Below are 23,342 nucleotides of genomic sequence, written 5' to 3' on the forward strand. Positions count from 1 at the left end.
ACAATCCTTCGCCCGGGTGATCCCGTCAAGAATCGCGGAAGAGTATGCGGACGCCCGCGAAGCGATTCCCTCCCCGGCGCTCCTCAGATTTCCTGACGGGCCTTCGATCCGGATCGGCCATTCCCCGGCCGCTTCTGCACCGGCCTCTCGCAAGGCATACAATCCGGTCATGGCAGGGCGAATTGAAGACTACGCCCTCGTCGGTGACCTGGAGACTGCCGCTCTCGTCGGGACCGACGGGTCCGTCGACTGGTGGTGCGCGCCGCGCTTCGACTCGCCGGCCTGTCTCGCGGCCCTCCTCGGTGATCCGGGACACGGCCGCTGGCTCCTCGCCCCCGTCGGCGCCGCCGACTGCACACGCAGGAGCTACCGGGGCGACACCCTCGTCCTCGACACCGTCTGGGAAACCGTCGGCGGAACCGTCAGGGTCACCGACTTCATGCCGCCGCGCTCGCCGAGCGAGGACGCCCCGCGCATCGTCCGCGTGGTCGAGGGCGTCGCCGGACGCGTCGGCATGCGCGGTGAGTTGAGGGTCCGCTTCCACCACGGCAGCATCGTGCCCTGGACCCGCTCGGTGGACCGCCGCACCGTCGCCTCCATCGCCGGACCCGACGCCGCCTACCTCGCCTGCGGCCCGGGGGTCGAGCCCGTCGTCACCCCGGACCGCGCCACCGTCGAGTTCACCGTCACCGCCGGCCGGCGGGTCGCGTTCGTCCTCGGCTGGCGCCCCTCGCACAAGCCCGTGCCTCCCGCCGCCTCGCCCGCCGAGATCGACGGCGCCCTCGCCCGGACCCTCGCCTTCTGGAACGACTGGGCCGCCGCGCTCCGCTACGAGGGCCCCGCGCGCGAGGCCGTGATCCGCTCCCTGCTCACCCTCAAGGCCCTCACCTACGCCCCCACCGGCGGAGTCGTCGCAGCGGCCACCGCGTCCCTCCCCGAGACCATCGGCGGGCAGCGCAACTGGGACTACCGCTTCTGCTGGTTGCGCGACGCCACCTTCACGCTCTCCTGCCTCCTGCGCGGCGGATACCGCCGCGAGGCGCTCGCCTGGAACGACTGGCTGGTCCGCGCCGTCGCAGGCGACCCCGCCGACCTCCAGCCGCTGTACGGGGTCGAGGGACAGCGGCGGCTCCCCGAGACGTACGCCGACTGGCTCCCCGGATACGAGGACTCACGACCCGTCAGATTCGGCAACGCGGCCGTCGGCCAGTTCCAGCTCGACATCTACGGCGAGGTGCTCAACACCGTCTACTCGGCCGTCCGGGCCGGAGTCGCCCTCGACGCCACGGCCTGGGGCCTGGTGGCCTCGCTCCTCGAATACCTCGGCAAACGCTGGCAGGAACCCGACGAGGGCATCTGGGAAGTCCGGGGACCACGCCGCCACTTCGTCCACTCCAAGGTCATGGCCTGGGTCGCCGCCGACCGCGCCGTCCGCCTCGCCCGGGTGGCCGGCCTCCGCGGCACCCTCCGGCGCTGGCAGGCCCTGCGCAGCGAACTGCGCACGGAGATCTGCTCCCGGGGCTGGAGCGAGGAGCAGCAGTCCTTCACCCAGTACTACGGGAGCCACCAGGTCGACGCCACCGCCCTGTTGATCCCCCGGCTCGGTTTCCTCCCCGCCGACGACCCCCGGGTGCTCGGCACCGTACGGGCGATGGCGCGGCTCGACGACCACGGCTTCCTGCGCCGCTACGGCGACGTCAGGGACGGCGGGACGCACGAGATGGACGACCTCGGCGGCACCGAGGGGAGCTTCGTCGCCTGCACGTTCTGGTACGCCGACGCGCTCGCCATGACCGGCCGCGCCGAGGAGGCCAGGACCGTCTTCCAGCGGGTCCTCGACATCCGCAACGACGTCGGCCTGCTCGCCGAGGAGTGGGACCCGGTGGCGGGCCGTCAGCTCGGCAACACGCCCCAGGCCCTCAGTCATGTGGCCCTGGTGAACACGGCGTTCACGCTGTACGGCACGCGCCGCCGCGACCGGACGACGGTCTCGCGCGCGACGTTCACCGGATCCGCCTCCTGAGGCGCTCGCGGGCCCCGGGTCCGGACCCCGCGCCTCGGGCGCCACCCCCTCGGGCACCGCCCCCTCGGGCGCCTCAGTTCCGCGGGCCCCTGTCCTCGTCCGGCAGGACCCAGCGCCCGTCGCCGCCCCGCCCCGCGCGGAAGGGGCGGCTGTCCGTCCGCCGTGAGGAGTGGTGCTCCTCCGCCCAGATCCAGAAGCCGTACGCCACGACCACCACGGCGATCCCGATCGCGCCGAGGACGTACCAGCCGTTGGGGGCGAAGATCCCGATCGCGACGAGGACCAGCAGGCCGATCCCCATCCTGCGCAACAGTGACATGCGGAGCGTCTCCCCCCGGAGAAAGCGAATGGTCAACCGGGCAGACGCGGGGCGCCCCCGCCCGGTTCCCGATCCCTCGGCGTGTCGTTCGGGTGCGCCCAGCGGGCGGGCCCGCCGCGCGTGGGTTCGAATCGGGGCATGGCTTCCTACGACAGGCCCCGCGCGAGCGGCTCCCCGAGGCCGCGGCAGGCCGGTGACACGTGGTGGTACGCCGCCGTGGCAGGCGAGGCGGCAGGATCGTTCAGCACCCGCGTCCGCACCCGGACCCGGCGTGGATGCCTCGGGGCCGTGCTCCTCCTCACGGTCGTCTACGCCGGCCTCGTGCTCACCGCGACCGGCCGGCGCTGGGGCGACGGCGCCATGACCGGCAGGCGGGCCGACGCCGCCGCCGTCACCGTGCTCCGCGAGCACCCCTCCCTCGCCGGGCTCACCACCCTGTCCCTGGTCCTCGGCTGCGTCCTGCTGGTCGCCGTCGGTCTGATACGCAAGCGGTACGCCGTCACCGGCATGGCCGCCGGTGGCATCGTCACCGCACTCGCCCTCACGGGACTGCTCCAGCGCTACGCACCCCGCCCCCGCCTCGTCGACACCGGCGGGGCGCTCGTGTCGAGCGGTTTCCCCAGCGTCCAGACCACCCTCGCCCTGGGTGTCGCCCTCGGTCTGGTCCTCGTCGTGCCGTACCGGCCGCGCGGCCTCGTGGTCGGCGCCGCGACGCTGTGGGCCGTCGGCGTCGGCGCGTACACCCTCGCGGCCGGACAGCACCGGCCCGGCGACGTGATCGCGTCCGCCCTGCTCGTCCTCGCCGTCTTCTGCGGCCTCGTCGCCGTCCTCGCCCGCAAGGGCAAGGTGCGCCCCGGCGCGCGGCCCGGCCCCGCGCTGCCCGGCCTCCCGGCGACCGTGCCGCTCGCCCTCGTCGCCGTCACCGGGCTCGGCGCCGGCCTGTGGCTCCTCGGCGACACCCTCGCCCTGCCCGCGGCCGCTCCCTACGACCCGGCCCAGCTCCGGCTCGCCCACCGCTGCGGCCAGGCCCTCGCCGCGGGAGTGGCCGCCGCCGCGGGGCTGATCCTTCTCGGCCTGCTCCGCCGGGTCGACCTGGAGGCCGCCCCCGCGCCGTACCGGCTCGGCGGACCCTTCGTGGAGGCCGCCGGGGTGCCCCGGGACACCGAGCTCGTGGGCCCCTTTACCGAGGACCTCGATCACGAGATATCTTGATGTCGAGCAATCTCGCATACGCAGACGTGGAGCGGAGCACCCTGGTGACTGACTCGACCATCATTTACACCCACACTGACGAGGCGCCCGCCCTGGCGACGTACTCGTTCCTGCCCGTGATCCAGGCGTATGCCTCGCAGGCCGGCGTCACGGTCGAGACGCGTGACATCTCCCTCGCGGGCCGCATCATCGCCGTCTTCCCCGAGTTCCTGGAGGAGGGTCAGCGCATCGCCGACGCCCTCTCCGAGCTCGGCGACCTGGCCAAGACGCCCGGCGCCAACATCATCAAGCTGCCGAACGTCTCGGCGTCCATCCCGCAGCTCAAGGCCGCGGTCGCCGAGCTCCAGGCGCAGGGCTACGCCCTCCCGGACTACCCGGACGACCCGCAGACGGACCAGGACAAGGACGTCCGCGCCCGTTACGACAAGATCAAGGGCTCGGCCGTCAACCCGGTCCTGCGCGAGGGCAACTCCGACCGCCGCGCGCCCGGCTCGGTCAAGAACTACGCCAAGAACCACCCCCACCGCATGGGCGCCTGGACCCCCGAGTCCAAGACCAACGTCGCCACGATGGGCGAGAACGACTTCGCCTCCACGGAGAAGTCGGTCGTCGTCACCAAGGACGACACCCTCCGCTTCGAGTTCACCGCCGCCGACGGCACCACCAGCGAGCTCCGCGAGCCGCTGAAGGTCATCGCCGGCGAGGTCGTCGACGCCGCCGTCATGCGCGCGGCCGCCCTCCGTTCCTTCCTGAGCGAGCAGGTCGCCCGCGCCAAGGCCGAGAACGTGCTCTTCTCCGTGCACCTCAAGGCCACGATGATGAAGGTCTCCGACCCGATCGTCTTCGGTCACGTCGTGCGCGCCTTCTTCCCCGCGACCTTCGCCACGTACGGCGAGGTGCTCGCCGGTGCCGGCCTGTCCCCGAACGACGGCCTCGGCGGCGTCCTGAAGGGCCTGGACTCCCTCCCGCAGGGCGAGGAGATCAAGGCCTCCTTCGAGGCCGAGCTCGCCGCGGGCCCCGCCCTGGCGATGGTCGACTCCGACAAGGGCATCACCAACCTGCACGTGCCGTCCGACGTCATCGTCGACGCCTCGATGCCGGCCATGATCCGCACCTCCGGCCACATGTGGGGCCCGGACGGCCAGGAGGCCGACACCCTCGCGGTCCTGCCGGACCACAGCTACTCCGGCGTGTACCAGGTCGTCATCGACGACTGCCGTGCCAACGGCGCCTTCGACCCGTCGACCATGGGCTCCGTCCCGAACGTCGGCCTCATGGCGCAGAAGGCCGAGGAGTACGGCTCCCACGACAAGACCTTCGAGATCGCGCAGGCCGGCACCGTCCGCCTCGTCGACTCCGAGGGCAACGTCGTCCTGGAGCAGGAGGTCGCCGAGGGCGACATCTTCCGCGCCTGCCAGACCAAGGACCTGCCCATCCAGGACTGGGTCAAGCTCGCCGTCACCCGCGCCCGCGCCACCGGTGCCCCGGCCGTCTTCTGGCTGGACGAGAACCGCGCCCACGACGCGCAGCTGATCGCCAAGGTCAACGAGTACCTCCCGCAGCACGACACCGAGGGCCTGGACATCAAGGTCCTGTCCCCGGTCGAGGCGACGAAGTTCTCCCTGGAGCGCATCCGCCGCGGCGAGGACACCATCTCCGTCACCGGCAACGTCCTCCGTGACTACCTGACCGACCTCTTCCCCATCCTGGAGCTGGGCACCAGCGCCAAGATGCTGTCGGTCGTCCCGCTGATGGCGGGCGGCGGCCTCTTCGAGACCGGCGCCGGCGGCTCCGCCCCGAAGCACGTCCAGCAGCTCGTCAAGGAGAACTACCTCCGCTGGGACAGCCTCGGCGAGTTCTTCGCCCTGGCCGCCAGCTTCGAGCACCTCGCGACGTCCACGGGCAACGCCCGCGCCCAGGTCCTCGCCGACACCCTCGACCGCGCCACCGGCACCTTCCTCAACGAGGACAAGTCGCCGACCCGTCGCCTCGGTGGTATCGACAACCGCGGCAGCCACTTCTACCTGTCCTTCTACTGGGCCCAGGAGCTGGCCGCCCAGACCGAGGACGCGGAGCTGGCCAAGGCCTTCGCCCCGCTCGCCGAGACGCTGGCCGCCAACGAGCAGAAGATCGTCGACGAGCTGAACGCCGTCCAGGGCTCCCCGGCCGAGATCGGTGGCTACTACCAGCCCGACCCGGCCAAGGCCGCGGCCGTGATGCGTCCGTCCGCCACGTTCAACGAGGCCGTCGCGTCCCTCGCCTGATCCGGCACGCACCGCGTACCGCCCCGACCGGAACTTCTCCGGCCGGGGCGGTCCCGTCGGTGGCGCATACGCCGTTCGGGTGTGAACCTGGATGGATGAGTTGGGCATCTTGGACGACCGCCGGTGTCTACACCGGGCGAGGTGGGGTGCTGACCGTCGAGGCAGGTGTCGTCACGGGCGATGTGACCGTGCACACCACCTGGACCGAGACCGAGGCACGCGTGGCCGTGCAGTACAGCGGCGCGTCCGACTGGTTCACCATGTCGGGCAGTCCCGTTCCGTGCGCGTCGGAGGAGGAGAGCCGCGATCTGCACGACGCCGTCGTGGCAGCGGTCCGGGAGGGAAACGGGGCCACGGTCCCGACCCTGCCGGTACCACCGGTGTAGACGCCGAGGGCGTTCATCACCGATCATCGGTCACCGGCGACAGGTGACCACCGACCGAACACCACCGCCGACCGACCGAGCAACGCCGACCGAACACCACCGACCGATCATCGCCGACCGATCACCGGTCGGCGATCACCCGGATAAGTGTTATCCCTCCCGAGCCCACGGGTCTCCGAACGCAGGGGGACTCCGATCAGGGACGAGGGAGCAGATCCATGCACAGCGACGAGCGCCGCACCACCGCACTGGTGGAGGCGGCCAGGGCCGGTGACGCGCAGGCCAGGGACGCACTGGTACGCGCGTACCTGCCCCTCGTCCACAACATCGTCGGCCGCGCCCTCGACGGCCACGCCGACACCGACGACATCGTCCAGGAGACGATGGTCCGCGCTCTCGACGGCCTCACCGGCCTCCGCGACCCGGCCCGCTTCCGGTCCTGGCTCGTCGCCATCGCCATGAACGGGATACGGCGCCGCTGGCGCGAACGCCAGCAGGCGCCCGAACCCGGCCTCGACCGGGCCACCGACCTCGCCGACCCGGCCGGCGACTTCACCGAGGTCACCATCCTGCGGCTCGGCCTCTCCGGACAGCGCCGGGACGTGGCCCGCGCGACCCGCTGGCTCGACGAGGACGACCGCGAACTCCTCGCCCTGTGGTGGCTGGAGGCCGCGGGCGAACTCACCCGCGCCGAACTCGCCGAGGGGCTCGACGGGATCTCCCCGCAACACGCCGCCGTCCGGATCCAGCGGATGAAGGAACGCCTCGAAACCGGCCGGGCCGTCGTCCGCGCCCTCGACGCGGTACCCCTGTGCCCGGAGCTCGCGGAGACCGTCACCGCCTGGGACGGACGCCCCTCCCCGCTCTGGCGCAAACGGATCGCCCGCCATGTGCGGACCTGCACCGTCTGCACCACCCGGGTGACCGGCCGGAGCGGCCTCGCCCCCGTCGAGGGCCTGCTCGTCGGCATCGGCCTCGTACCCCCGCTCGCGATCGCCGTCACGGACGGACACACCCCGGACCCCGTCGCCTTCGAGACCGTCTCCCGGTGGACACCCCTGCGGCGCGTCGGAGTCGCGGGAGCGGCGGCCGTCGCCGTCCTCGGGGCGGTCGCCCTCCTGATCCCCCAGGATCCGCACGCGCGCCTCTCGCCCGGCACACCCGTCGCCGCGCCCCCGGCGAGCCCCGCGCCGACGACTCCACCCCCGACCCCGACGGCCACTGGTGCCACCCTCACACCGACGACGACGGCCCCCACACCCCGTCGCACCCCGCGCCCCGCGCCGACCCCCGCCCCGGAGGAGCGCGTGACCGGCCTCGTCAACCGCCTCCGTGCGGAGGCGGGTTGCGCCCCGCTGCGCATCGACCCCCGGCTCACCGCGGCGGCCCGCGGCTACGCCCGCGACATGGCCGCCCGCGACTACTACGGACACTCCAGCCCCGAGGGCGAGTTCGCGGACTCGCGGATCACCGCCGCCGGCTACGCCTGGAGTGCCTGGGCCGAGAACCTGGACCGGGGCGCGACCGACCCGGCGTCCGTCGTCGACGACTGGACGGACGGGTCGATGCACGAGGAGAACATGCTCGACTGCCGTTACCGGGACACCGGAGTGGCCTCGGCCCCCGGCCCCCGGGGCAGGATCTGGGTCCAGAAACTGGCCACCCCCGCGTCCTGACCGCGCGGAGCCGGGGTCTCAGCGCTTCACACCGAAGTTCTGGACCCACCAGGGGCCATTGGACGTGAGGGTCACCCCGACGCCGATGTCCTTGAAGGAGCAGTTGAGGATGTTCGCCCGGTGGCCCGGGCTGTTCATCCAGTCCTCCATCGCCCGGGCCGGGGTGCGAGGCCCCCGGTGGATGTTCTCCCCCCAGGTCGACCACGCGTATCCGGCGCCGCTCATCCGGTCGCCCGCGTCGTGGCCCTCCGGGCTGTCGTGCTCGTAGTAGTCCCGGGCCGACATGTCGTCGGCGTGCTTCTGCGCGGCGGTCCGCAGACGGCTCTCCGAGTGGAGGGGCCCGCAACCGGCCTTCTCCCGCTCGGTGTTGGCGAGCGTGACGACATCCTGGACGAAGCCGACGACGTTGCCCGCCGGGGTCTGCGCCCCTGGCGCCGCACCCGGCTGCCGCACTCCCTGTTCCTGGTTCCGCCCCGGCTCCCGAGCTGGCCCCGGGGGCTGCTGTTCGGGTTCCGGTACCCGCCGCGGCTCCGATTCCGCCTTCGGCCGTGTGCTCGTGAGCGTGGCGCGGGCCGGGATGGTGCCGGCCGTGCGAGGCGCGGGTGTGGCCGTGGCCTGAGCGGCGGCGGCGGTTCCGGGGCCGGCGGCCGGGAAGGACGCCACGTACACCCCGGTGGCCACCGTCAGGACCGCGGCCGCGGCCCCGGCGGCGGTGACGGCGGTGCGGAAGGTCGGACGGCGCGCACGGCGTCGCCGTGCCCCGCCCCCCTTGCGGTGCCGGCCGCCCACGGGCTCCGCCGAGGCTCCGTCCCGTACGGATTCCCGGGAGAAGTCCCCTACAGGACCGTCGGGGTGGACGGGGTGGATGGAGTGGACGGGGACGGGGTGGATGGAGTGGATGGGCCGTTCGAGGTGGTCGGGGCGTCCGGCGTGCTCGGGGTGATCAGGGCGTTCGGGATGTTCGTGGTGGCCGGGACGGTCGTCGTGCCGCATGGAGCTCCGCTCTCTCGCCGTGGTCGCCGGGCGGTCCGGCGCTGGGGAGAGCCACCGGGGCGACGGCGATATCACTTTCCGGCCCCGGCCACCCCGACACTCCTCGTCAACATGGCGCGTCAACCCGGTGCGTCAACGCACATCGAACCCTTTCAGCCCTGCGGGACGACCGCCACCGGACAGGGCGCGAGGTGCAGCGCCGCGTGCGCGACGGAACCGATGCGCCCGCCGACGGCCCCCCGCCTGGCCCTTCGGCCGACCACGAGGAGCTGGGCCGCACCCGAGGCGGAGAGCAGCACCTGGCCGGCGCTGCCCAGCTCCACGTGTTCGGTGACCGGCACGTCCGGGTAGCGCTCGCGCCAGGGCGCGAGGGCCTCGCGCAGCGTCTTCTCCTCGTACGGGACGAGCCCGCCGGCCTCGTCGGCGAGCCGCATCGAGGCCGGGCTGTACGCGTAGAGCGGAGGGAGGCTCCAGGCGCGCACGGCCCGCACCGCGGCCCCGCGTGCGGCGGCCGTCTCGAAGGCGAAGCCCAGCGTGGCGGCGCTGTCCTCCGGGGAGCCGAGCTGTCCGACGAGCACGTGCCCGGTGGGCGGTTCGGCCGGCTCGCCGTCGCGGGACCGGACGGCCACCACGGGACGGGTGGCGGAGGCGATGATCTGCCGGCCGTACGAGCCGAGCAGGAAGCCGGCCACGGCGCCGTGGCCGCGCGAGCCGATGACGAGCATCTCGGCCCGCTCCTCGGTGCCGAGCAGTGCGGTGACCGGTGTGTCGAGCAGGACCTCGGCCGTGAGCGCCACGTCGGGGTAGCGGTCGGCGATCGTGGTCTCCGCCTCGCGCAGGACCGCCTCCGCCGCGCGTTCCTGGGTCGCGCGGTCCTGGACGAGGGGGAGGTCGATCGGTTCCCAGCGCCACGCGTGCGCGAGCCGCAACGGGAGCCCCCGGTGGAGGGCCTCGCGGGCGGCCCAGTCGGCCGCGGCGACGCTCTCCGGGGAGCCGTCCACCCCTGCGACGATCTCACGACTCATCAGGCTGCCTCCATGGATGCGGTGTCGGGCCCGCCGGACGGCCGGACCCGCTCCTTCCAGCTTGGGCCCTTCGGCGGCTCGACGAGAGGGCCGGACGTCCCGACATGCCGGTCCTTCCGTCCCTTCGTCGGCACCCTTGGTCCACGGGGCCGACCGCACGGCGGCGGACCGCACGGCCGGGGGCGGCCACGCGGCGCCCCACGGGCGTGCGCGGCTCAGGCCAGCAGGGTGAGCCGCGCGTGGGTGCCGTTGAGGTAGTGGTCCCCGATGTCACGGAGGCGGTGGGCCGACTGCGTGGGGGCGGTGAGCGCGCGGGCGTTGCGCCAGAAGCGGTCGAAGCCCGGGCCTCCGCCCCGGGCGTCGGCGCCCGCCGTCCCGTCGACGAGTTCGAGGATGCGGGTGGTGATGTGGACGGCGGCCCGGCCGGTGACCGTCTCGGCCGCGGCCACCAGGACGGCGATGTCGGCCCGTTCCTCCACGCCCAGCGACCGGGCGGCGAGCAGACCGCGGGTCAGCGCGTCCGTCGCCCGTTCCACCACCGCGGCGGCGGCGTGCGCGGCGGTCGCCAGTTCCCCGTAGGCGAGGAGGAGGTAGGGATCGTCTCCGCCGCCGACCGCCCCGGAGCCGTCCGGCGTCAGGGACCCCGCCGTGCGGCGTGCCGGAGCCGGCCCCGCCTGATCGGCGCGGCTGATGTCGCGGGCCTCGGCGAGCGCTCCCTCGGCGATGCCCAGCCCGACCTGGACCAGGAGGAGTCGCAGGGCCAGCGGGGCGAGGGTGGCGTACGGGGCGACGGCGTGCTCGTCGTGGGGGAGTGTGCCCAGGATGTCCTCCGGCGGTACCGGGACATGGTCGAAGGTGACGGTGCCCGCTCCGGCGAGCCGCTGCCCGACCCGCTCCGTCCCGGCGTCCGTGTACACCCCGGGCCGTGCCGGATCCACCAGGACCACCAGGAGGTCGCCGGTGCCGCCGGGACGGGCCCCGACGACGAGACGGTCGGCCACGGTCACGGCGGAGGCGAAGGTGCGGCTCCCGTCGAGGAACCATCCGCCGCCCGACTCGGCGGGGGTGAGGGTGAGGCCGGGGTCGGCCTCGGTGCGCGGCGGTTCGACGCCGCCGGCGAGCAGCCAGTGCTCCTCGGCGGTGCGGACGTCGAGCGGGAGGGCGGCCGCGCGAGTGACGTCCGACTCCTGCGCGGGGCCGAAGAAGCGGCTGCTCCAGGACAGGGCGTAGTGGTGGGCGAGGAGTTCGCCCACGGAACTGTCGGCTGCGGAGATCTCCCGTACGACCGCACACGCGGCCCGCCAGTCGGCGCCACGCCGGTTCGGTCCCGGCGCCGTCAGCAGGGCGGGCAGCCCGGCCTCCTGGAGCCGGGCGACCTCGTCGAACGGCGCTTTGCCGGCCCGGTCCCTGGCGAGGGCGTCGACGGCGAGGTCGTCGGCGAGTTCACGGGTGACGCGGGGCCACAACTCGTCGTCGGCGGGCCGGTCGACGGGCCCGCCGGCCGGCCTTCCGGCGGGCCGGGCGTCCGGTGCGGAGACGGTGCGTATCGCGGGTCTCTTCGGCGATTTCCTCGGCGTACTCACGTCACCTCACATGATCCCTAGTATTCCCACTGGAATAGTAGGGATAGTGGCAGAGGTGACCGCGCCTGCCCAAGAGGCGTCCGCAGGGTGGACAAGGGCGTCTTGATGTGTGAGACGGAGTCAAGTCGACGCAGGAAGAGGGCGATTGCCCCCGTCGATCAGGGGTTGGTCCAGGCCTCCGGGTCGTCCGCGAGCGAGACGATCCCCTCCGGAAGCCGGGCCGCCGCCACCTCCGCGAGCGAGACCCCGAGCACCTCGCGGACACCGGCGCGGAGCGCGATCCACAGCGTGAGCAGCGACTCGGCCGGCCCGGTGTACGAGAGGTCCGGCGGGCGCTCCCCGCGCACGGAGACCAGCGGGCCCTCCACGCAGCGGATGACGTCCGCCACCGAGATCGACTCCGCGGGCCTGGCCAGCCAGTAGCCGCCGTTGCCGCCCCGCTGGCTCTGCACCAGACCGCCCTTGCGCATGTCCCCGAGGATGCCCTCGAGGAACTTGTGCGAGATGCCCTGGTCCTCGGCGATGGCCTCGGCCTTCAGCGGCCCGGCGTCCTGGGCGGCGGCGAGCTGGAGGGCGGCACGCACCGCGTAATCGGCCCTGGCTGAAATGCGCATGCGCGCATTATTCCGTACGCGCGTGAGCGGATCCGTGCGGCCACGACGTGACCCGTGCGCCGCGTGGGGATTCGTGCGCGCGGATCGGGTCCGGGGCCGGAGGGGAGTGAACCGGGCGCCGGGGAAGTGACCCGTACCGCACCCTTGACGCCGTACGGGACCGGTCCGAGACTCAAGGGCGGGGAAACCGAGCGAACGGGTAGGGAACCATGGGACGCAGCGGTCGAAAGGACACCTCACTCACCGCACCCCTCCCGCGTTCCCTGCCCCTCACGTCCCGCCGGCACATCGATCTGCTGCGGGTCTGCAGTGCGGCGAGTCGAGGTTCCCGCAGGGGCGTCCACCCCGTCCGCTGACACCTACGTCCGCCGACACGCACGTCCGCCGAGACGTCGCCTCACCGCGCTCAGGCCGTCTCCTCCTTCCCGTACCTCTGCCGCCTCCGGGCCCGTCCGGCCGGTGCCGCCGTCGCGCCTCCGCGACCGGTGCCGCGCCGCGCGCCGCCCCGACCCGGCACCGAGCACCCTCCAGGGAGAAGCATGTCCGTCGTCCCGTCCTCGCTGCTGCCCGCCTCCGCCGTGCCCGCCTTCAGGGGCCGGATCGGCCGCGACGTGCACAGCGGCCACTACGCGGTGCCCCACCGCTATCGCCTCCACGTCGCGCCCTACGACCCCGGCTGTCTGAGCATCGCCCTCACCCACAGCCTCCTCGGAATCGACGACACGCTCCCGCTCGCCGTGCTCCCCGAGACCACCGACACGCCCGACGGCGGGTACACCGCCCTCCGCCCGCTGTACGAGGCGAGCGCGCACCTCTACGACGGTCCGGCCGCCGCGCCCGTCCTCAGCGACGGATGGACCGGACGGATCGTCAGCACCCACGTCCCCGACATCCTCCGCGACCTCGCCCTCCGCTTCCGCGGCGACGGACCCGAGCTGCTGCCGGAAGGACAGCGGGCCGAGATCGAGGCGATCGGCGACCTGTGCGAGCGGAGCATCAACAGGGCGGCCCAGCGCGCCGGTGAACTCGGACTGGACGGCGAGGCCGCCCACCGCGACCCCCTCGGCGTCCTCTTCTCGGCCCTCGGCTCCCTGGAGCGCCGCCTCGTCCGCCACCCCTACGTCCTCGGCGACGCGCCGACCGCCGCCGACGTGCAGGTCTGGGTCACCCTGGTCCAGCTCGACACCGTCCACCGCTGGCACCTGGACGCCGCCGCCATGGAACGGGTCGCCGGATACCCGGCCCTGTGGGCCTACGCCCGGCGGCTGGCCGCGCGCCCCGAGTTCGCCCGCCGGCTCGACATCGAAGGCGTCATGCGACGCCACCGTGCCCACTGCCGGGGCCGCGAGGCCGCGGGCGCGGCGATCCGCCTCGTCGACTGGTCGGGCACGACCCGCTGAACCGACACGGCGGGCGCCCTCCGGCCGGCGCGGGCGGCGCTTCCGTGGGCGTGGGGTGACACCCCGGCCGGGGAGACGCCTCGGCGGTCCTCGGAGCCACGCCGGCCGACGCGACGGACGGCCTTCAGCCGATGCGGTGGCCCGCCAAGGGCCCGGTGTCGTCGCCCGTACCCGCGCGGACTCCCCGCAGGAACGCCTCCAGCGCCTCCACGGAACTCCTCGAGGGCTCCCACTCCAGCTCCCTCCGTGCCCGCTCGGTCGCCAGCAGCGGCATGTGCCGCAGCGCGTCGAACAGGCCGGGGGAGGCCGGCACGAGCCGGAGTCGCCAGGCCGCCGACAGGGCACCCCGTACCGTCCCCGCAGGGACCCGCACCGGCCGGGCGTTCAGCAGCTCACCCAGGACCGCCGCGTCGATCACCGGCTCGGCGGCCAGGTTGAACGCGCCGCGGACGTCCGTGAGCAGCGCCTTCCGATAGGCGTCGGCGGCGTCCTCGGTGTGCAGGACCTGGAAGCGGAGCCCCTCGAACTCCGGGAGCAGCGGCAGCAGATCGGGCCGCACCAGCTGACCGGGGAAGAACCGCCCCGCGAAGATCCGGCGCTGCCCGCTCGCCGACTCCTCCTTGAAGAGGAACGCCGGACGCATCCGGACCACCCGGATCAGGGGATGGTCCCGCTCGAAGGTGTCGAGGACCCGCTCCAGATAGGCCTTCTCCCGGGTGTACGCGGCACCCGGCCAGCCGTGCGTCGGCCACGCCTCGGACACCGGGGCACCGCCCGCCGGGCCGGGGGAGTACGCCCCCACCGACGAGGCGTACACCAGAACGGGCACCCGCGCCGCCGCCACCGCGTCGAAGACGCGCACCGCACCCAGGACATTGGTCCGCCAGGTCTCCGCCGGATCGTGGGTCGGCCCGAAGCGCCAGGCCAGATGCACCACGGCGTCGGCGTCGGCGACATGCCGCGCGAGCAGCGGCTCGTCACCCTCCCGGGAGAGATCCACCTCGGCCCACTCCACCCCGGGGAGTTCGATCCCCGGCCGACGCCGGGCGAGCCCCAGGACCGAGCCGACGCGCGGCTCGCGCGCCAGCGCGCGGACGAGACTCGTGCCCACGTTGCCGGTGGCGCCGATGACGACCACCCGCGGAATCGTGCTCGGGTTCATGCCTTCGACCCTCCGCCATGAGCGGCGGAAGCGCACTCCGAGCGGCGTCCCGACGGCGTACCGGCAGCCGTCGTGACCCGGGGACATCACTCACCGTGTTCGTGTCGGTCGCGAGTGCGGCCGACGACCGGGACTATGGAGCGACTCAGGAGATGGAGGACACCATGCTGCTGCCCGACAGGAACACGGTCGACCGGCTGCTCCGGCACTACCGCGCACAGGAGCGGACCGTGCTGGCCAGGCCGTGCGACCTGTCGGCGCGTCGGCGCTTCGAGGACACGGCGTACACCCTGTGCGTGCTGATGGGAGAACGTACCGCCCGCGAGGCCGTCCACGCCGCCGAGCACTACGTGACCGTCGACCCCGCCGCACGGCAGGCCCTGGAGGGCCTCCCAGGGCTCTGATCCGCGTGGGCAGCGGGAGTCGGCCGGGGCGCCGGGCCGAGGTCGATCCGGAGCCGATCAGGATTTGAGAAGCGTCGCCGTCCGACCCCCGCTAGCGTGGCGGGCATGGACCTGGCGACACCCCCGCGGTCGGCGACGGCGGGTCGCGCCGGTCCTCCGTGTTTCGGCCCCGCGCGACAGCTGGAGAGACGATGAGCAAGGCCCCCAGGGCGGACAAGCAGCCGCACCCGGCCGACCGGCACGACCTGATCCGTGTGCACGGCGCGCGGGAGAACAACCTCAAGGACGTCAGCATCGAGATCCCGAAGCGCCGTCTCACGGTGTTCACGGGCGTCTCCGGCTCGGGCAAGAGCTCCCTCGTCTTCGACACGATCGCCGCGGAGTCCCAGCGGCTGATCAACGAGACGTACAGCGCCTTCGTCCAGGGCTTCATGCCGACCCTGGCACGCCCCGAGGTCGACGTCCTGGAGGGCGTCACGACCGCGATCATCGTCGACCAGCAGCGGATGGGCGCCGACCCCCGCTCCACGGTCGGCACCGCCACCGACGCCAACGCGATGCTGCGCATCCTCTTCAGCCGGCTCGGGAAGCCGCACATCGGGCCGCCCAGCGCGTACGCCTTCAACGTCCCCTCGGTCCGTGCGGCCGGCGCGATCACCGTCGAGCGGGGCTCCAAGAAGACCGTCAAGGCGACCTTCAACCGCACCGGTGGCATGTGTCCGAGGTGCGAGGGGCGCGGCACCGTCTCCGACATCGACCTCACCCAGCTCTACGACGACTCCAAGTCGCTCGACGAGGGCGCGCTCACCATCCCCGGCTACACCCCGGGCGGCTGGAACTACCGCCTCTACAGCGAGTCGGGGCTCGTCGACCCCGCCAAGCCGATCCGCAAGTACACCAAGAAGGAACTGCAGGCCTTCCTGCACCACGAGCCGACCCGCATGAAGATCGCGGGCATCAACATGACGTACGAAGGCCTGATCCCGCGGATCCAGAAGTCCTTCCTGGCCAAGGACAAGGAGGGCATGCAGCCGCACATCCGCGCGTTCGTCGACCGGGCCGTCACCTTCACCACCTGTCCCGAGTGCCAGGGCACACGGCTCGCGGAGGGCGCACGCTCCTCGAAGATCAAGCGGGTCAGCATCGCCGACGCGTGCGCGATGCAGATCAGCGACCTGGCCACCTGGGTCCGCGGGCTCGACGAGCCGTCGGTGGCACCACTCCTCACGGCGCTCCAGCTGACCCTCGACTCGTTCGTGGAGATCGGCCTCGGCTACCTCTCCCTCGACCGGCCGGCGGGCACGCTCTCCGGCGGCGAGGCGCAGCGCGTCAAGATGATCCGCCATCTCGGCTCCTCGCTCACCGACGTCACCTACGTCTTCGACGAGCCCACCGTCGGACTGCACCCCCACGACATCCAGCGGATGAACGAACTGCTCCTGCAACTGCGCGACAAGGGCAACACGGTGCTCGTGGTGGAGCACAAGCCGGAGACCATCGCGATCGCCGACCACGTCGTCGACCTCGGCCCCGGCGCCGGTACCGGGGGCGGCACCGTCTGCTTCGAGGGCACCGTCGAGGGGCTGCGGACCGGAGGCACCGTCACCGGCCGCCATTTCGACGACCGCGCCTCCGTCAAGGACACCGTGCGGGAAGCCACCGGCACCCTGGAGATCAGGGGCGCGAAGACCCACAACCTGCGCGACGTCGACGTCGACATCCCGCTCGGGGTGCTCGCCGTCGTCACCGGAGTCGCCGGATCCGGCAAGAGCTCGCTCGTCCACGGCTCGATCCCGGTCGGCGACGACGTGGTGTCGATCGACCAGAGCCCCATCCGGGGCTCGCGCCGCAGCAACCCGGCCACCTACACCGGACTGCTCGACCCGATCCGCAAGGCCTTCGCCAAGGCCAACGGCGTGAAGCCCGCGCTGTTCAGCGCCAATTCCGAGGGCGCCTGCCCCACCTGCAACGGCGCGGGCGTCATCTACACCGACCTCGGGATGATGGCCGGCGTCTCCTCCACCTGCGAGGACTGCGAGGGCAAGCGGTTCCAGGCCTCGGTGCTCGAATACCTCCTCGGCGGCCGTGACATCAGCGAGGTGCTCGCGATGTCCGTGACCGAGGCCGTGGAGTTCTTCGGCTCGGGCGAGGCGAGCACCCCGGCCGCGCAGCGCATCCTCGCCCGGCTCGCCGACGTGGGTCTCGGCTACCTCAGTCTCGGCCAGCCGCTCACCACGCTGTCCGGCGGAGAGCGCCAGCGGCTCAAGCTGGCCACGAACATGGGCGAGAAGGGCAGCGTCTACATCCTCGACGAGCCGACCACCGGCCTGCACCTCGCCGACGTGGAGCAGTTGCTCGGGCTGCTCGACCGGCTCGTGGACTCGGGCAAGTCGGTCATCGTCGTCGAGCACCACCAGGCCGTGATGGCCCACGCCGACTGGATCATCGACCTCGGCCCTGGCGCCGGTCACGACGGCGGCACGGTCGTCTTCGAGGGCACGCCCGCGGACCTCGTGGCCGCGCGGCCCACGCTCACGGGCGAGCATCTGGCGGCGTACGTGGGGGCGTGAGGGGGCGTGAGGGGGCGCGAGGGAGCGAGCGGGCGACGGGCCGCGGCCCTTCCGGCCTGCCACTCTCCCGGGCATTCGGCCCGTCACCCTTCCGGGCAGTCGGCCCCTCACTCTCCCGGGCATTCGGCCTGTCACTCATCAGGCCCCTCGTCCCGTCACCCTTCCGGTCCCTCGTCCCGTCACCCTTCCGGTCCCTCGTCCCGTCACCCTTCCGGTCCCTCGGCTCACGCCGCGGGGCCGGAAGGTGACGGGCGGGGCGGCCGAAGCCGGACCGTGCGGCGTCCACCGGACCGTCGCCGGCACGACCCCGGCCCGATGTCTCCAGTGACGCCGCACGACCGGCGGTCTTCTCCGGGGGGTTCACTCCCGGTGCCGCGGCACACGTCCGGGTGTTCCCTGTCGGCTCACCCGGTCCGGTGTGGTCCACTGCGGTGCGTGCTCGACGGTCAGTTCACCCGGTTGACCGACCGTCGCCGCCGGGCCCACAGCGCGAGGGCCGCCGCGCAGGCCGATCCCACCAGGGCGAGCGGAAGGCCGACCGACGCGCCGGAGGGCGCCGCCCCGACCGGGGAGTCCTTCCCCGGTACGGCCGCCGCCTCGGCTCCGGCGCGGGGCGCGTTCCCCGTCGCCGCGGCCTTCCCGACCGCCGCGGCCTTCCCGACCGCCTCGGCCTTTCCGGCCGCTTCCGCCTTCGCGGCCGCCTCGGCCTTCCCCGCCGCCACCACCTTCCCGGCGGCCTTCGCGGCGGCGCCTTCACGGGGCACCGAAACGGCCCGGCTGTCCGCACCGGCCGCCGCCTTCGTGTGTACGGGCAGCAGCGAGCCCACCGGCCGGACCTGTTCCACCGCCTCGAAGCCCCAGTCGAGCAGTTCCCGCGCCTCCTCGTACACGGCGAGGCCGCCACCGCCCTGCGGGTTCATCACCGAGACGACCAGGGTCCGGTCGCCGCGCCGGGCCGCGGAGATCAGCGTGTTGCCCGCGTTGCTCGTGTAGCCGTTCTTGATCCCGAGGAGCCCCGGGTATCGGGCCACGCCGTCCTCGCCGGTCAGGAGACGGTTGGTGTTGGCGATCCCGTACGACCAGGAGCCCGCGGGGAAGTCCGCGTACCGCGTCGAGCAGTAGCGGGTGAACTCCGGGTCCTGGAGGCCGGCCCTGCCGAACACGGCCAGGTCGTACGCCGAGGACACCTGCCCCGGGGCGTCGTAACCGTCGGGGGACACCACATGGGTGTCCATGGCGCCGAGGGACCGGGCCTTGTCCTGCATCTGCCGGGACATCGACTCCCAGCCGCCGTTCATCGCGGCGAGGACGTGCACCGCGTCGTTGCCCGAGCTGAGGAACACGCCGTTCCACAGGTCGGAGACCTTGTAGGTGTACCCCTCCTTGACCCCGACCAGGCTGCTGCCGTCCCCGATCCCGGTCAGCTCGGAATCGGCCACGGTGTGCTGCTCGGAGGATTCGTGGTGGGGGAGCGCGGTGAGGGCGAACAACGCCTTGAGGGTGCTGGCCGGCGGCAGCTTCCGGTGCGCGTTCCGCGCCGCGAGGACCTCGCCCGAGGAGGCGTCCGCCACGACCCAAGACAGGGCGGAGAGCGAGGGCACGGAGGGCGCGCCCGGCAGCGGTTGCACCTGGGTGCCCTTCCGGTCGAGCCGTGCCGGGTCGACGTGGTGCCGCACGGGCGGCGTGGGCTCCCTGAGCGAGGAGTCGGAGGTGCCGGACGCCGCTGAAGCCCCTGGTACGCCCGATACGGCGGACGCGGGCGAGGTGACGGTGACGGCCGAGGTGACGGGGACGGCCGAGGTGACGGGAGACGCCGTGGCCGCCGGAACGGGCAGCACGAACAGCACCGCCGCGGTGCCGGCGGCGGCATGACGAACAGCTGACGTGACGATCATTCAGTCACCGTAGGAAGGAGGCGGGCGACGCGCAGATCGGAGTGCGCCGACCGGCGTAGCAGGTGCGGCGTACGGCGGCGAGTCGTGAGCCCGCCCGGGTGGTGACGGACCGCCGGAATCCTTGTCGGTGGGGCAGTGCATGCTGGTGACGTGCCCTCACACCCGTACCAGAGCAACGCCGTTCCGGCCGACAGCGCCGGAGCGCCCCCCGCCGAACCGGCCGCCCGTCCCGTCCCTGCCCCCGCCAGGCCGTCGGGTGCCACCGGCGGCGGTCCCTTCGGCGCACCCGCCTTCCGGACCGAGCGGCAGCCCCGCCGGGCCCCGGCCGGGCACATGATCGTCTGCGGGGACGACGCCCTCGCCCACCGCCTCGCGGGCGAGTTGCACGAGGTGTACGGAGAGCGGGTCACCCTCCTGGTGCCGGTACGGCCCGACGCCCCGCGCACGCCCACCGCCCGCACCGGCCGGGCCCTCGCGCTCTTCGGCCGGGTCACCGCGGCCGTCACCCGCACCACCGGCTCCCCGGCCGTGCCCGCTCCCGCCGCGACCGAAGCGAGCGGTGGCGACGGCGCCGAACCCACCGGAACCCTGCGCGTCGTGGAGGCCGCCGAGGCCGACGACCGGGCCCTGACGGACGCCGGGGTGGAGCGGGCCGCCGCGCTCGCCCTGGTGCACGAGGACGACGAGACCAACATCCGGGCCGCACTCACCGCCCGCCGCCTCAACCCCCGGCTGCGCCTGGTCATCCGCCTCTACAACCGCAAACTCGGCCAGCACCTCGAGACCCTCCTCGACCAGGCCGCCGCCGTCGCCGAGCCGGGCCTCGACCCCGAGAAGCTCGACGCCGCCACCACGGTCCTCTCCGATGTCGACACCGCCGCCCCCGGCCTCGCCGCGGCCGCCGTGGCGGGCACCAGCAAGGTGGTCCAGGCCGGAGGGCTGCTGCTGCACGCCGTGGAGCGCCTGCCCGCGCCCGGCGAGGCGCCCGACCCCGGCCTGTGCACGCTCGCCCTGCTCTCCGCCACGACCGGCGACCCGGCGGGCTGCGAGGGATCCGAGCGCAGCGGAGACGCGGGACCCCGGCTCCTGCCCGACGACCGGACGGTGGCCGCCGCCGTCGGCCGTGCCGCCGTCACCCTCGAAGCGGTCACCCCGGCGGGCCCCGCCCAGCCGGCCGCCCGCCTCGCCGCCTCCGCGCTGCCCGTCGCCTCCCTCTTCTCCCGCCGACTGCGCTGGTCCCTGACCGGCGCGGCCGCCGCCGTCCTCGCCCTCGCGCTCGCCTCCACCCTCACCACCGGCGACCACCCCCTGCACGCCGCCTATCTGACGCTCCTCGACATCTTCGCCATCGGCGACCCGGCCGTGGGGGAGTCGACCGGACGCCAGATCATCCAGATCCTCGCCGGGTTCGTCGGCCTGCTCCTGCTGCCGGTGATCGTCGCCGCGGTCATCGAAGGACTGGGCACCTTCCGTACGGCGACCACCCTGCGCCGCCCGCCCCGCGGACTCTCCGGGCATGTCGTGCTCCTCGGCCTCGGCAAGGTCGGCACCCGCGTCCTCGCCCGGCTGCGCAGGCTGAACATTCCCGTGGTGTGCGTCGAATCCGATCCGGAGGCCCGCGGCATCGCCGTCGCCCGCCGACTACGCGTACCCACCGTCATCGGAGACGTCACGGAGGAGGGCGTCCTGGAGGCGGCCCGGATCCACCGCGCCCACGCCCTCCTCGCCCTGACCAGCGTCGACATCACCAATCTGGAGGCCGCGCTCTCCGCCCGCGCCGTCACGCCCGACCTGAGAGTCGTTCTGCGCCTGTACGACGACGACTTCGCCACCGCCGTCTTCCGCACCCTGCGTACGGCCCACCCCGCGGCCCTCACCCGCAGCCGCAGCGTCTCCCATCTCGCCGCGCCCGCCTTCGCCGGCGCCATGCTCGGCCGTCAGGTGCTCGGCGCCGTGCCGGTGGAGCGCCGGGTCCTCCTCTTCGCCGCGGTGGACGTCGCGGACCATCCGCTCCTGGACGGCCTGACCGTGGCCGAGGCGTTCCACCCCGGCAACTGGCGGGTCATCGCCATGGACGGGAGCGCGGCCGCGCGCTCCGCCGCCCGCACGGGTGCGGCCGCCCGCGACCAGGGCTGGCGACTGGATCCCGAACGCGTCCTCGGACCGGGCGACCGGGTCGTCGTCGCCGCCACCCGCCGGGGCCTAGCGGAACTCCTGGGCCGCGGTGGGCGCCCACGCGGACCCGGCGACGACCTGACGCCGCCCGACAACTCCACTGGTATTGCCCGAGGTTGACGTAGAGTCTGGTCGCCCGGGCGACGTGTCCGCCACAATGCCCGGGCGCCGAGGAGCCGGATCACCCGGGACGCCGCCCGTGCGCGGCGCGACCGCCCCTCGCACGGTCCCGCTCCCGCCAGGCACCGCACCACAAGGGCCCGCACCGGCCACGCATCCGCAGTCAGGAGTCGCCCCAGTGACCACACCGCACAGCGTCGCCCCCGCCGGCCCCCCGCACCGGTTGGACCCGGCCGGCGGCTGCCCCCACGCGGTCAACGCACGGCTGCTCGCCGAGGGCGCCGTCGCCCCGGTGATCCTCCCCGGCGAGATCGAGGGCATGGTGGTGCTCGGCCACGACGCCCTCCGTGACTTCCTCGCCCACCCCGACGTCGCCAAGGGCGCCCAGCACTTCACCGCCCTGGCCGAGGGACGCATACCCGAGGGCTGGCCGCTGCGGACCTTCGCCACCGTGCCCGGCATGACCACCGCGGACGGCGCCGACCACCGCCGGCTGCGGGCCCTGGTCAGCAGCGCCTTCACCGCCCGCCGGGTCGAGGAACTCAGGCCGCGCGTCGAGACGGTCACCGCCGGACTGCTCGACGGGCTCGCCGAGGCGGCCGGAAGCGGCGGCGGTGTCGCGGACCTCCGCCGGCACTACGCGCTTCCGCTGCCGCTCGGCGTCATCTGTGAACTCCTCGGCGTCGACCCCGCCCACCAGGACCGGCTGCACCATCTCTCCAGCCTGGTCGTCGCGACCGACACGGAGCCCGCACGGGCCCTCGCCGCCAACCGTGAGCTCCTCGAACTCCTCGGTGCCATCGTCGGCGCCAGGGCGGCCGCCCCCGGCGACGACCTCACCAGCGCGCTCGTCGCGGCCCGGGACGAGGACGGCGACCGGCTGAGCGGGCCCGAACTGATCGGCACCCTGCTCCTGCTGATCATCGCGGGCCACGAGACCACCCTGAATCTGGTCACCAACGCGGTCCGCGCGCTCTGCACCCACCGCGACCAGCTCGCCCTCGTCGTCGAGGGCCGCGCAGGCTGGGCGGACGTGGTCGAGGAGACCCTCCGCTGGGACAGCCCGGTGAGCTATTTCCCGTTCCGCTACCCCACCCGCGACCTGACGGTCGACGGCACGCTCATCCCACGGGGCACCCCCGTCCTGGCCGGATACTCGGCGGCGGGCCGGGACCAGAAGGCACACGGCCCGGACGCCGACCGCTTCGACCTCGCCCGTGCCGCGGGGCCGAAGCACCTCTCGCTCGGCCACGGCCCCCACTACTGCCTGGGCGCGCCGCTCGCCCGGATGGAGGCCGCCATCGCCCTGGAGGCGCTCTTCACCCGCTTCCCCGACCTTGACCTGGCGGTCCCGGAATCCGAGCTGCCCCGCCACGCCGGCTTCGTCGGCAACAGCGTTCGAACACTCCCCGTCCGTCTGGCAGGCTGACCGCCCCCGGACCCAGGCCCGCCACGCCCCGGGCCCCCCAGGCCGCCGGCCCCGCCCGGCCCCCAGGCCGGGAGGGGCGCGGGGGCGCCCTC

17 protein-coding genes are annotated in these 23,342 nt (G+C 73.6%); 10 read left to right on the forward strand and 7 right to left on the reverse strand.

The window, feature by feature from the left end:
* Positions 1-169 precede the first annotated feature (169 nt).
* Positions 170-2,023 (forward strand): glycoside hydrolase family 15 protein, encoded by a 1,854-nt coding sequence (locus tag IE311_RS09655; RefSeq protein ID WP_189831171.1) that lies wholly within the window; start codon positions 170-172, stop codon positions 2,021-2,023.
* A gap of 73 nt (positions 2,024-2,096) precedes the next feature.
* Here IE311_RS09655 and IE311_RS09660 read toward each other — a convergent pair whose 3' ends face one another.
* Positions 2,097-2,342: a hypothetical protein gene (locus IE311_RS09660; protein WP_189831172.1), complete on the reverse strand. Its 246-nt coding sequence runs from the start codon at positions 2,340-2,342 to the stop codon at positions 2,097-2,099.
* A 138-nt stretch (positions 2,343-2,480) separates the two neighbouring features.
* Here IE311_RS09660 and IE311_RS09665 point away from each other — a divergent pair, with 138 nt between their 5' ends.
* From IE311_RS09665 to IE311_RS09680, 4 genes are all read left to right on the forward strand, one after another.
* Positions 2,481-3,554: a phosphatase PAP2 family protein gene (locus IE311_RS09665; protein WP_189831173.1), complete on the forward strand. Its 1,074-nt coding sequence runs from the start codon at positions 2,481-2,483 to the stop codon at positions 3,552-3,554.
* Between the two features lie 44 nt (positions 3,555-3,598).
* Entirely contained in the window at positions 3,599-5,818 is a 2,220-nt protein-coding gene (locus IE311_RS09670) for an NADP-dependent isocitrate dehydrogenase (RefSeq protein ID WP_189831174.1), read from the forward strand.
* A gap of 95 nt (positions 5,819-5,913) precedes the next feature.
* Positions 5,914-6,204, forward strand: a complete 291-nt coding sequence (locus IE311_RS09675; protein WP_189831175.1) for a hypothetical protein — start codon at positions 5,914-5,916, stop codon at positions 6,202-6,204.
* A gap of 218 nt (positions 6,205-6,422) precedes the next feature.
* Entirely contained in the window at positions 6,423-7,880 is a 1,458-nt protein-coding gene (locus tag IE311_RS09680) for a sigma-70 family RNA polymerase sigma factor (protein WP_189831176.1), read from the forward strand.
* A gap of 18 nt (positions 7,881-7,898) precedes the next feature.
* On the opposite strand, the gene IE311_RS36625 is transcribed toward IE311_RS09680, so the two are convergent.
* From IE311_RS36625 to IE311_RS09700, 4 genes are all read right to left on the reverse strand, one after another.
* Positions 7,899-8,873, reverse strand: a complete 975-nt coding sequence (locus IE311_RS36625; protein WP_229901819.1) for a CAP domain-containing protein — start codon at positions 8,871-8,873, stop codon at positions 7,899-7,901.
* Positions 8,874-9,025: 152 nt separating this feature from the next.
* Positions 9,026-9,898, reverse strand: a complete 873-nt coding sequence (locus tag IE311_RS09690; RefSeq protein ID WP_189831177.1) for a universal stress protein — start codon at positions 9,896-9,898, stop codon at positions 9,026-9,028.
* 215 nt (positions 9,899-10,113) lie between these two features.
* Positions 10,114-11,481 (reverse strand): acyl-CoA dehydrogenase family protein, encoded by a 1,368-nt coding sequence (locus tag IE311_RS09695; protein ID WP_189831178.1) that lies wholly within the window; start codon positions 11,479-11,481, stop codon positions 10,114-10,116.
* A gap of 158 nt (positions 11,482-11,639) precedes the next feature.
* Positions 11,640-12,095 (reverse strand): RrF2 family transcriptional regulator, encoded by a 456-nt coding sequence (locus tag IE311_RS09700; protein ID WP_189831179.1) that lies wholly within the window; start codon positions 12,093-12,095, stop codon positions 11,640-11,642.
* Positions 12,096-12,634: 539 nt separating this feature from the next.
* Between IE311_RS09700 and IE311_RS09705 the strand changes: the two genes are divergently transcribed.
* Complete coding sequence (locus IE311_RS09705; protein WP_189831180.1) at positions 12,635-13,495, forward strand: glutathione S-transferase C-terminal domain-containing protein; 861 nt, start codon at positions 12,635-12,637, stop codon at positions 13,493-13,495.
* A gap of 124 nt (positions 13,496-13,619) precedes the next feature.
* Here IE311_RS09705 and IE311_RS09710 read toward each other — a convergent pair whose 3' ends face one another.
* Entirely contained in the window at positions 13,620-14,657 is a 1,038-nt protein-coding gene (locus IE311_RS09710) for an NAD-dependent epimerase/dehydratase family protein (protein WP_189831181.1), read from the reverse strand.
* A gap of 152 nt (positions 14,658-14,809) precedes the next feature.
* Here IE311_RS09710 and IE311_RS09715 point away from each other — a divergent pair, with 152 nt between their 5' ends.
* Together IE311_RS09715 and IE311_RS09720 are read left to right on the forward strand one after the other, a co-directional pair.
* Positions 14,810-15,061, forward strand: coding sequence for a DUF5133 domain-containing protein (locus tag IE311_RS09715; RefSeq protein WP_308439801.1), 252 nt, complete (start codon positions 14,810-14,812; stop codon positions 15,059-15,061).
* Positions 15,062-15,252: 191 nt separating this feature from the next.
* Complete coding sequence (locus tag IE311_RS09720; RefSeq protein ID WP_189831182.1) at positions 15,253-17,631, forward strand: ATP-binding cassette domain-containing protein; 2,379 nt, start codon at positions 15,253-15,255, stop codon at positions 17,629-17,631.
* A gap of 446 nt (positions 17,632-18,077) precedes the next feature.
* On the opposite strand, the gene IE311_RS09725 is transcribed toward IE311_RS09720, so the two are convergent.
* Entirely contained in the window at positions 18,078-19,526 is a 1,449-nt protein-coding gene (locus IE311_RS09725) for a D-alanyl-D-alanine carboxypeptidase family protein (RefSeq protein WP_229901820.1), read from the reverse strand.
* A gap of 333 nt (positions 19,527-19,859) precedes the next feature.
* On the opposite strand from IE311_RS09725, the gene IE311_RS09730 reads away from it, so the two are divergent.
* Both IE311_RS09730 and IE311_RS09735 read left to right on the forward strand, forming a co-directional pair.
* A complete protein-coding gene (locus IE311_RS09730) occupies positions 19,860-21,821 on the forward strand; it encodes an NAD-binding protein (RefSeq protein WP_189831293.1) in 1,962 nt (653 codons plus the stop codon).
* A 178-nt stretch (positions 21,822-21,999) separates the two neighbouring features.
* Complete coding sequence (locus tag IE311_RS09735; RefSeq protein ID WP_229901821.1) at positions 22,000-23,250, forward strand: cytochrome P450 family protein; 1,251 nt, start codon at positions 22,000-22,002, stop codon at positions 23,248-23,250.
* Positions 23,251-23,342: the final 92 nt, after the last annotated feature.

It is taken from the genome of Streptomyces zaomyceticus (genome assembly GCF_014656215.1).
Classification (GTDB): Bacteria; Actinomycetota; Actinomycetes; order Streptomycetales; family Streptomycetaceae; genus Streptomyces; species Streptomyces zaomyceticus.